The 8,665-nt window shown below is 70.8% G+C and carries 9 protein-coding genes; 4 read left to right on the forward strand and 5 right to left on the reverse strand.

Annotated elements, in window-relative coordinates:
- Window positions 1-6 precede the first annotated feature (6 nt).
- A complete protein-coding gene (locus NL1_RS30395; RefSeq protein ID WP_067846582.1) occupies window positions 7-810 on the reverse strand; it encodes an SDR family oxidoreductase in 804 nt (267 codons plus the stop codon).
- 63 nt (window positions 811-873) lie between these two features.
- Window positions 874-1,368, reverse strand: a complete 495-nt coding sequence (locus NL1_RS30400) for an Lrp/AsnC family transcriptional regulator (RefSeq protein WP_067787660.1) — start codon at window positions 1,366-1,368, stop codon at window positions 874-876.
- 143 nt (window positions 1,369-1,511) lie between these two features.
- Here NL1_RS30400 and pdhA point away from each other — a divergent pair, with 143 nt between their 5' ends.
- From pdhA to NL1_RS30415, 3 genes are read left to right on the forward strand one after another with little or no spacing between them, the layout of a single operon-like run.
- Window positions 1,512-2,624 carry a pyruvate dehydrogenase (acetyl-transferring) E1 component subunit alpha gene (gene pdhA / locus NL1_RS30405; protein ID WP_067846588.1) on the forward strand — a complete coding sequence of 371 codons (1,113 nt, stop codon included), beginning with the start codon at window positions 1,512-1,514 and terminating at the stop codon, window positions 2,622-2,624.
- Complete coding sequence (locus NL1_RS30410) at window positions 2,621-3,595, forward strand: alpha-ketoacid dehydrogenase subunit beta (RefSeq protein ID WP_067846591.1); 975 nt, start codon at window positions 2,621-2,623, stop codon at window positions 3,593-3,595. Before pdhA ends, NL1_RS30410 begins: the two co-directional genes overlap by 4 nt.
- A 29-nt stretch (window positions 3,596-3,624) precedes the next feature.
- Complete coding sequence (locus NL1_RS30415; protein ID WP_084511150.1) at window positions 3,625-4,956, forward strand: dihydrolipoamide acetyltransferase family protein; 1,332 nt, start codon at window positions 3,625-3,627, stop codon at window positions 4,954-4,956.
- On the opposite strand, the gene NL1_RS30420 is transcribed toward NL1_RS30415, so the two are convergent.
- On the reverse strand, window positions 4,943-6,178 hold the full coding sequence (locus tag NL1_RS30420) for a benzoate/H(+) symporter BenE family transporter (protein WP_067846594.1): 1,236 nt from the start codon (window positions 6,176-6,178) through the stop codon (window positions 4,943-4,945). The two genes, NL1_RS30415 and NL1_RS30420, sit on opposite strands and share 14 nt — an antisense overlap.
- A gap of 165 nt (window positions 6,179-6,343) precedes the next feature.
- Between NL1_RS30420 and NL1_RS30425 the strand changes: the two genes are divergently transcribed.
- Window positions 6,344-7,153, forward strand: coding sequence for a sulfurtransferase (locus tag NL1_RS30425; RefSeq protein WP_218024511.1), 810 nt, complete (start codon window positions 6,344-6,346; stop codon window positions 7,151-7,153).
- A 49-nt stretch (window positions 7,154-7,202) separates the two neighbouring features.
- Here NL1_RS30425 and NL1_RS30430 read toward each other — a convergent pair whose 3' ends face one another.
- Window positions 7,203-7,940 carry an HNH endonuclease family protein gene (locus NL1_RS30430; protein ID WP_067846601.1) on the reverse strand — a complete coding sequence of 246 codons (738 nt, stop codon included), beginning with the start codon at window positions 7,938-7,940 and terminating at the stop codon, window positions 7,203-7,205.
- 50 nt (window positions 7,941-7,990) lie between these two features.
- Window positions 7,991-8,353 carry a hypothetical protein gene (locus tag NL1_RS30435; protein WP_067846604.1) on the reverse strand — a complete coding sequence of 121 codons (363 nt, stop codon included), beginning with the start codon at window positions 8,351-8,353 and terminating at the stop codon, window positions 7,991-7,993.
- Window positions 8,354-8,665 lie beyond the last annotated feature (312 nt).

The raw sequence follows: 8,665 nt of genomic DNA on the forward strand, positions 1-8,665 counted from the left end.
GGCGGGCTACCCGCGCAACGCGCTCTGGAACCGGCGCATGCCCGCCAGCCAGCGGTCGTAATCGGCGCCCTTGCGGCGATACATCTCCAGCACCTCCGGGTGCGGCAGGATCAGGAACTGTTCCGCCTCGACGCCCGCGAGCACGACGTCGGCGACCTCCTCGGGCGAGAGCACCGCGCCCGCCGCGGTGACCGCTTTGATCGCGAGGGCGGCGGCCGCCTCGTCGCCGGGGATCAGATCACCGTGCAGCAACTTGGTGTCGACGCCCATCGGGCAGACGCAGCTGACCCGAATCCCGCTGTCCCCGTAAGTAACCGAGAGCCATTCGGCGAATCCTACGGCGGCGTGTTTGGTGACAGAGTACGGCGCGGAGCCGATCTGGGTGAGCAGTCCCGCGGCCGAGGCGGTGACGACGAAGTACCCCTCGCCCCGCGCCGACCACCCCGGGACGAGCAGGCGAGCGGCGCGAACGTGGGCCAGCACGTTCACCTCCAGCGCGGCCGACCACTGCTCGTCGGTGCTCTCCAAGCCAGGGCCGCCGCCGATGCCCGCGTTGGCGAAATACAGGTCCACCGGGCCGAATTCGGCCTCGGCCCGGTCGATCAGCGTCTGCACGACTTTCTCGTCCGAGACGTCGCCGCCCACGGAAGCAGCCTGCGTGCCAAGGGATTGCGCCACCGCCGCGGCCGATTCCGCGTCCAGGTCGGCGACCACGACTCGCGCTCCGCGCTCGACGAGACGCCGCGCGAGCGCCGCCCCGATCCCCGCGCCCGCCCCCGTGACGATCGCGACCTTGCCCGAAATCTCCATGCCCGCACCCTAGCGGGCGCCACCCGCTGCGGGGTTCGTCCACAGCGGAGCGAGACGGGGAACTCAGCTCGATCCGGCCAGCCGATCCAGCAGCGGCGCGGTCCGCGGACCCACCAGTTCGCGCATCACCAGCGCCATATTGGTGCGCTCCACGCCCGGAATCTTGAGGATCTGCCCGGCGATTCGATACAGGTCGTCGGCGTCCTGCGCGACGACGCGGACGGTGAGATCGGTCAGGCCGGTCATACCGCACACCTCGGTGACCTCGGGGACCTCGGCGAGTTCGTCCACCACCGAATCCAATTGGTGCTGATCGACCACCACCGCGACGAACGCGGCGAGCGGATAGCCCAGCGCCCTCGGCTGCACCCGCCGTTCGAAGCTCCCGAGCACGCCGCTGGCCTCCCATCGGGACAACCGCGCCTGCACGGTGTTGCGGGACAGGCCGAGGCGGTTGGCCAGTTCCACGCCGGTCGCCCTCGGGTTGGCGACCAGCTCCAGCAGCAGGCGCGCGTCGGTGGCATCCAACGTGGCGTCGACGGGTTCCTTACTGGACATACAACGCAGTATGACACCACCGAGGCCGACCGATTTGAGCATTCTGCTCATTGGTCTATCGGCCACTTGCGCAGACCGCTTTATCGTGGATGCTGTGATATAGGGCACAGCGATGCTCGGCGCAGGATAGGAGGCGAGCAGTCATGGCGGAGAAGCCCACATACCCGGTGCAGTTGATCCAGCCCGACGGCCGCCGAGTCCTCGATCGCCAGCACGCCGCCCTCGTCGCCGACGTCGGACCGGACCAGGTGCGCGCGCTCTACGAGGACATGGTGGTGGCCCGGCGCATCGACGTCGAGGCGACGGCGTTGCAGCGCCAAGGCCAATTGGGACTGTGGCCGCCGCTGCTCGGGCAGGAGGCCGCCCAGGTCGGCTCGGCGCGCGCCCTGCATCCCGACGACTACGTGTTCTGCAGCTACCGCGAAGCCGCCGTCGCCTACTGCCGCGGCGTCCGGCCCGCCGAACTCACCCGGCTGTGGCGCGGTGTGGCGCACTACTGCTGGGACCCCGGCGCGGTGAACATGACCAACCCGAACATCGTGGTCGGGTCGCAGGGTCTGCACGCCACCGGCTACGCCTACGCCGCGCACCTGGACGGCGCCGAGATCGCCACCATCGCCTACTTCGGCGACGGCGCGACGAGTCAGGGCGACCTCGCCGAGGCGCTCGGCTTCGCCGCGAGCTGGAGCGCGCCGGTGGTCTTCTTCTGTCAGAACAACCAGTGGGCGATCAGTGCACCGGTGCGGATCCAGAGCGCGACGCCGATCGCGCGTCGCGCCTACGGCTACGGCATGCCCGGCGTGCAGGTCGACGGCAACGACGTGCTCGCCGTGCTCGCGGTGACCAGGCAGGCGGTGGCGCGAGCGCGTTCGGGCGGCGGGCCGTCCTTCATCGAGGCGCTCACCTACCGGATGGGCCCGCACACCACCGCCGACGACCCGACCAGGTACCGCGCCGCGGCCGAGACCGAGGAGTGGAAGCGCCGCGATCCGATCGACCGGGTGCGCAGGCTGCTGGAACGGGAGGGCCTGCTCGACGAGGACTGGGAACGGCAGGTCGCCGCCCACGCCGACGACGTCGCACGGCAGGTGCGCACCGCGACCATCGAGATGCCCGATCCGGCACCGATGGAGCTGTTCGACCACGTCTACGCGACACCGCACCCGCTGCTCGACGAACAGCGGCGGGAGTACGCGGAGTACCTGACCGGCGATCCCGGTGCGTCCTCCGCGCGACCGGAAGGAGTACGCCCATGATCACCACCTTCGCCAACGCGCTGAACACCGGTCTGCGCCGGGCGCTGGAGGACGATCCCAAGGTCGTGCTCATGGGCGAGGACATCGGCAAGCTCGGCGGCGTCTTCCGGGTGACCGACACGCTGCAGAAGGACTTCGGCGACAACCGCGTGGTGGACACCCCGCTGGCCGAATCCGGCATCGTCGGAACGGCTTTCGGCATGGCGCTGCGCGGGTATCGCCCGGTCTGCGAGATCCAGTTCGACGGTTTCGTCTATCCGGCGTTCGACCAGATCGTCTCGCAGGTCGCCAAGATCCACTACCGCACCAAGGGAAAGGTGATCGCGCCCATCACGATTCGCATTCCGTTCGGCGGCGGCATCGGATCGGTGGAGCATCATTCCGAATCGCCGGAGGTGTATTTCGCGCACACCGCCGGGCTGCGGGTGGTGTCGCCGAGCAATCCCGCCGACGCGTATCACCTGGTGCGCCAAGCGATCGCGCTGGACGATCCGGTCATCTTCTTCGAGCCCAAGCGGCGCTACTGGGACAGGGCCGACGTCGATTTCGACGCACCGCCGGAGCTGCCGATGAATCGGGCACGGGTCTGCGTCACCGGCGAGGACGCCACCGTCGTCGCGTACGGCGGCACCGTCGCCACGGCGCTGACGGCCGCGAAAATCGCCGCCGAGGAAGGGCATTCGCTCGAGGTCATCGATCTGCGCAGCCTCGCGCCGATCGATTTCGACACCGTCGAGGCGTCGGTCGGCAAGACCGGCAGGCTGGTCGTGGTGCACGAGGCTCCCGTCTTCGCGGGGCTCGGCGCGGAGATCGCGGCCCGGATCACCGAACGTTGCTTCTACCACCTGGAGTCGCCGGTCCTGCGCGTCGGCGGGTTCGACATCCCCTACCCCCCGGCTAAGCTCGAGAAGCACCACCTGCCCGACGCCGATCGCATCCTCGCCGCGGTCGACCGTTCGCTCGCCGCCTGACCGCCGACCCCGATCCGAGAGGCGACCCAGTGGAAGACGACGGCCACGTCCTGGAATTCCGGCTCCCGGATCTCGGAGAGGGACTCACCGAGGCCGAGGTGGTGTCGTGGTCGGTGGCCGTCGGCGACAGCGTCGAGCTGAATCAGACGATCGCGGAGGTGGAAACCGCCAAGGCGGTGGTGGCGCTGCCGTCGCCGTTCGCGGGGCGGGTCGAGGAGCTGCTGGCCGAGCCGGGGGAGACGGTCGAGGTGGGCGCGCCGCTGATCCGAGTGCGGATCGCATCGCCCCCGCCGTCCATAGCGGTGCCCGAGTCCGCCGGGCCGCCGTCGTCAGGACCCGACACCGCGGAGGGCAACGGCCGTACATCGGTGCTCGTCGGCTACGGGCCCGAAGGCGAAGCCGAGTCGCGCAGGCGCAGGCCCGCGCCGGAGGGGCGCGCCGCGGCGACGCCTGCCGCTCGCAAACTGGCCAAGGAGCTCGGCATCGACCTGTGGTTCGTCGCAGGTTCCGGTCCGAACGGCGCGGTCACGGTCGACGACGTGCGCGGCGCAGTGCCCGTCTCGCCGCCGCGGACTTCCGCTACTCGGACCGACACTGCGCCCGCGATGCGCACCGCACCGTCGGTGCCCGACCCGAACGCGGGCGTGATCCGCCCCTCGGTGCGCGAAGAACGCGCACCCATCACCGGCATCCGCAAGCGCACCGCGGCGGCCATGCTGGCGAGCGCGCGGACGATCCCGCAGGCCAGCGTCTTCGTCACGCTCGATTGCACCGCGTCGATGGAACTTCTCGACCATCTGCGCACCACCAAATCCTTTGCCGGGCTGACACTCACACCGCTGGCGCTGGTCGCCAAGGCGACGCTGGCCGCCATCGCGGAATTCCCCGGCGTGAACGCCTGCTGGGACGAGGCGAATCAGCAGATCGTCACCAGGCACTACGTGAATCTCGGCATCGCCGTGGCCACCGGCCGCGGCCTGCTCGTGCCCAATCTCAAAGAGGCGCAATCGCTCAGCCTGCGCGAGTTGTGCCGTGAGATCGGCTGGCTCACCGATACCGCGCGCTCCGGCTCGGCGACACCGGCCGACCTGCGCGGCGGCACCTTCACCCTCACCAATGTCGGGGTCTTCGGCGTCGACGCCGGGGTGCCGCTGGTCAATCCCGGCGAGGCCGCGATCCTGTGTCTCGGTGCGATTCACAAGCGGCCCTGGGTGTTCCGCGACGAACTGGCCGTTCGGTGGGTGACCACGCTCGGCGTCAGCTTCGACCACCGCATGATCGACGGTGAACTGGCCGCGCGCTTCCTCGCCACCACCGCGAGTCTCCTGGAGGACCCGCTCACCCTGCTCAGCCGGATGTAGCCGCGGCATCGGCGCGCGGGCGCAGTGCCCAGCGCACGAGCAAGCCCGCGATCAGGGCCCAGAACGCGGCGCCGATGCCGAGGAATCCGACGCCCGACGCGGCGATGAGAAAGGTGATCACGCCCGCCTCGCGGTGCTGTTCGGAGCGCAGGGCTCCCGCCAGCGCCGCGGCCAGCGTCGCGAGCAACGCCAGCCCGGCCACCGTTTCCAGCGTGCCCTCCGGTGCGGCGGCCACCAGAGTGACCAGGGCCGCGGAGCCGAGGGCGAGCAGCAGATAGGTGACCCCCGCGGTGCAGGCCGCGATCCAGCGGCGCTTCGGATCCGGGTGCGCGGCGGGCGCGGCGGACAGGGCGGCGCTGATCGCGGCCAGGTTGACGGCGTGGCCGCCCGCGGGTGCGCCGAGGATGGTGCCGATACCGGTGACGGTCATGGCCGCGCGCCACGGCACCTGGTAGCCGAACGACCGCATCACCGCCGTGCCCGGGATGTTCTGCGAGGCCATGGTGACGAAGTAGAGCGGGATGGCGATACCGATCATCGCCTGCCAATTCCACTGCGGCACAGCAAGTTCCACCGTCGGTGCCATGGCGGCCAGGTCGATGTCGCGATGCTGGACCACGATGCTCACGCCCGCGCCGATGGCGGCGACGACGAACGCGGCGATCACCGCCCAGCGCTTGGCGAAGCGCTGCAGCACCAGCCACACCAGGATCACCGGGACCACCACCGCGGGACTGACCGCCACCGCCTCGACCGGCGCGAGGCACAGCGGCACCAGCACACCCGCCAGCATGGCCTGCGCGATCTCGACCGGAATCGCCGCGACCAGGTTCCCGAGCCGCTGCCACAGCCCGGTGATCACGATCAGCACGCCGGTGAGCGCGAAGGCCCCGAGCGCGGCCTGCCAGCCGCCCGCGATCGTGCCGGTGCCCGCGAGCAGCGCGGCCCCCGGCGTCGACCAGGCCAGCGTGATCGGCATCCGGTAGCGGTAGCTGAGCAGGATGATCCCGATGCCCTGGGCGACGCACACGGCGAGCAGCCCGGACGCGGCCTGGGCCGCGGTGGCGCCGACCGCGGTCAACCCGCTCAGCACCACCGCGAACGAACTGGTGAACCCGACGAGCGCCGTCACCACGCCAGCCCCGAGCGGCTGCGCGAGCCCGGCGGCGGGCGCGTCCCGCGGCGCGGGATCGAGATCGGGGAGCGCGGAAACCTTGGCCATTGTGCGGATACTGCCGCTGGTCAGCGGGTGTGTCACCGGCCAGTGCCGGGAAACTGGCCTGACTTCGCCGCGGGCTGTTCGACGGACTTCGTCCGACAGCGTCCATTATGGTGAGAGGGTCGGCGCGCGAGAGAGACTGGACGAGGAGCTGGGTTGAGCGCGGTACTGATCTCTGCGGGGGAACTTCGGGAAGCACTGGGGGACAAGCGGGTTCGCCTACTCGATGTGCGGTGGGCGCTGGGCGACCCGAACGGGCCGCAGCACTATCTCGACGGGCACATTCCCGGCGCGATCTTCGTCGATCTGGAGACCGAACTGGCCGCGCCGCCTTCACCCGCGCGCGGACGGCACCCGTTGCCCGACATCGCGCAGCTGGAGAAGTGCGCGCGCAGCTGGGGCATCCGCACCGGCGATCCGGTGGTGGTCTACGACGCGACCGGCGGCATGGCCGCCGCGCGGGCGTGGTGGCTGCTGCGCTGGGCGGGTCTCGCCGACGTCCGCCTCCTCGACGGTGGACTGCCCGCCTGGACGAGCGCGGGCGGCGAACTCGCCTCCGGCGCCGAACCCGACCCGGAGCCGGGTGATGTCGAGCTGCGGCCAGGCAAGCTGCCGGTGGTCGACGCCGACGCCGTCGCCAAGTGGAAGGGCGTGCTGCTCGACGCTCGCGCGGGCGAGCGGTATCGCGGCGAGGTCGAGCCGGTCGATCCCAAAGCCGGACACATCCCCGGCGCGGTGAGCGCCCCGACCGCCGAGAACCTCGACGCGGACGGACGTTTCCGCGCCGCGGCCGAATTGCGCGAGCGCTTTGCCGGATTGGGCTCCGGCCCGGTCGCGGTCTACTGCGGCTCCGGCGTCACCGCCGCTCACCAGGTCGCCGCGCTCGCCGTCGCGGGCGTCGAGGCCGCGCTGTACCCCGGGTCCTGGTCGCAGTGGTCCAACGACCCCAAACGTCCGGTCGCGACCGGCGCGCCCTAGGGACGAGAGCGCGACGAGTCGTCGGCCGCAGCGTTTTCGGCGGACGGTGTCAGGGGCAGGTGCGAGCGATGTCGTGCAGCGTGACGTGGTCCGCAGCGGTGAGTGGTAGGTCGTAGCGCACCGCGACGGTGAGATAGCGCCCCGCGTAGAAGCAGTGGCCGGTGCGCGACGGTGGCAGCCATTCCCCTGGCGTGCTGTCGCCCTTGGCCTGGTTGACGCTCGCCGAGGTGGCCAGCAGGGTGGTCTCGACGTCGTTGGCGAACCGCACCCGGCGCTGCGGCGGCCAGGTGGACGCGCCCATGTCCCAGGCCGCGGCCAGCGGGTAGACGTGGTCGATCTGCACCGTGCGGGCATCCGCCTTGCGGAAGGCGCTGCGATCGCCGGTGTACGGGTCGTGGAGGGTGCCCGACACGACGACGCAGTCGCGCGTGCCTTCCCGGAAGCGCACGTCGGTGAGCTGGGCGGCGAGCACGTTGTTGCGGGTGTCGCAGCCGTCGTGCCCGCCGGGACCGTCGTAGTCGTCGGTCCAGGACGGCCCGAAGACGCAGCTCCGGCCATGTCCGCAGCCGCGCTCGTAGCCGCCCGGCCGCGGCCGCTCGCCGATCACCCGCACCTCGGCGAGCAGCTGTTCGAGCTGGGCCCTGCTCGGGCTGCCCGGCGCGGGGGCGACCGGTCCCGCGGACCACCCGCCGCAGCCCGCAAGAAGGAGCGCCGCGACGAGCGGCGCGAGCACCCGACCCCGACCGTCCGCACGCACGATGTCACTTGTACTCGTGCGCACCGACATTCATGGATCAGGCGAACAGGGAGCCGATCAGTTGTGGAGCGGGCGCGTCCTCACAACCAGGCACGCGCCAGCAGGTCGTCGCCCGCGACCTCGCTCGTGCGCGGCGGGAATCTGGTGGCCGCGATGGACTCGGTGTGCGTCCCGTCGTGCCCGATCAGCCACGAGCCGCCGCGCTCTTCGCACTCGGCGATCTTGGCGAAGGTGGTGAGCAGGAAGGTGATCGCCTCGTGCGGGTCCGGGACCTGGGCCAGGTGCTGCGATTCCCCAGGACGTGACAGGTCCAGCCACACGCCGCACACGCCGTCGAGACGCATCCCGACGATCCTGGCGGCGTTGACGAAGGTGAATTTGCGCCGCTCCCACGGCGTTGTAGGCGAGAAGCTCTGCTCGGTTACCTGGAGCAGAATCGTCATGCTGCTGCCCTCCGCTTTCGTTGACACTCAGCTGTGATTTTCACTCGTGACCAGCGGATATCCCAGTATGTTCCGCCCGGCGCCAGAAATCCAGGACGGCGCGGTGCCGACGTGTCGGACCCTCCTGATTGGATGGGCGGATGCTGCACGGACTGTGGTCGCCGGGGGCCGGTCTGCTGCTGTGGACCGACGACGGGGTGCCGGACACCCTGCCCGACCCGCTGGGCGCCGTCCTGCGCGCGTCGCGGTTCCGGCACCGGGCCGAGGTTCTCGTGCCCGCGTCCGGTGCGGCCGAGCGGGTCACGGTGCGCG

It is taken from the genome of Nocardia lijiangensis NBRC 108240 (genome assembly GCF_001613045.1).
Taxonomy (GTDB): Bacteria; Actinomycetota; Actinomycetes; order Mycobacteriales; family Mycobacteriaceae; genus Nocardia; species Nocardia lijiangensis.